This is a genomic window from Halorubrum sp. Atlit-26R, assembly GCF_003666015.1.
Taxonomy (GTDB): Archaea; Halobacteriota; Halobacteria; order Halobacteriales; family Haloferacaceae; genus Halorubrum.
The window spans coordinates 1-1,073 of record NZ_QPLT01000090.1 but is presented as its reverse complement, the minus strand read 5'-3'; the positions used below and the strand labels follow the sequence as shown (position 1 = coordinate 1,073).

The following is a 1,073-nucleotide window of genomic DNA, read 5'->3' as shown; positions in this document are numbered from 1 at the left end:
CTGGCCGTCGCCTGGGTCGCATCGGCCGCGGCCGAATCGGTCGCTTCGGGCGGCGTGTACGCGTCATCGGTGGCTGCGACGGCGCGCTCGACCGTCTTCTCACCGTACGTGCTGCCGTCAGCGTAGTGGACGGTGTCCCACTTCTCGCGATACAAGCCCGACCGACGAAACAGCCGGTCGACCCGCGCTGAATCACCGCCGGTCCAGAACGCGAGCTGCCGGCACAGCGCCATGTCGGCCTCCGAGTGGCTTTCGTAGCCGCTCGTGGTCCCGTTCCACAGCCGGGTGAACTTCTCGCCGTTGGCGGCGTGTTTCGCCCGGTCGAGCAGTTCGTCATCCGAGAGGGGGACGGTGTCGGCTCCGGCATCTGCGGGAGCCGAAGCGGTGGTCGTCGTGGTCTCCGCCGTGCCCCACATGTCGTCTCCCGAGGTCGTCGCTGTGTCGTCCGTCTCGGCGGCGAGTTCCTGGTCGACGACCGTCGCGACTGCCTCAGTACGGGATTCGATCGTGGCCGGCGTCGCTGCGACGTGGTCGCCGGTCACGGTGAAAAAGCGGGCACGGTCGTACAGCTCGAGGTCGCCGGCGCGGTTCCGACCCCCCGGGAGGGAGCCGGTCACCAACACGTGAAATCCCGTCCCCGAGGGGCTTACCTCGGTGTACGAATCGAGCGTGTCGATGAGGTCGGCAGCCCAGGCAGTCGGCGCTGCCGCGTCCGGGTCTCGGCAGTCGTCTAAGTCGATCCCGACGAGCGGATCGTCGGCCGTAAACACGAAGCCGAGCCCGTCGACCGGCGTCGCGAGCGCCCCGTCGCGGGCCGTCGCGAAGTCGGTCCACGTGTCCGGGTCCGTGGTCGACGCGAACTGGGTCGTTCCGGGCCGGATCGGCACCTTCGTTGGCTTCCCGTCGCGCTCTTGGGTTCGCCAGCAGACCCACTGGTCGCGGTCGACGATTGCCGCCGGGAGGGCGTCGGCCGTCGGCGGGGTGACCATCGTCCGTGTGTCATGATCACACAGCCCACAAAATATAGCTGTCGCCAAGGGGTGGCTGGGGCAGCGAGATGGTGCGTTAGACGC

Annotated in this window: 1 protein-coding gene; it reads right to left on the bottom strand. The window is 68.5% G+C overall.

The annotated features are described in order from the left end of the window. On the bottom strand, nucleotides 1–989 hold a 989-nt coding region (locus DVK07_RS19450), incomplete at its 3' end, for a hypothetical protein (protein ID WP_121598507.1). Nucleotides 990–1,073 lie beyond the last annotated feature (84 nt).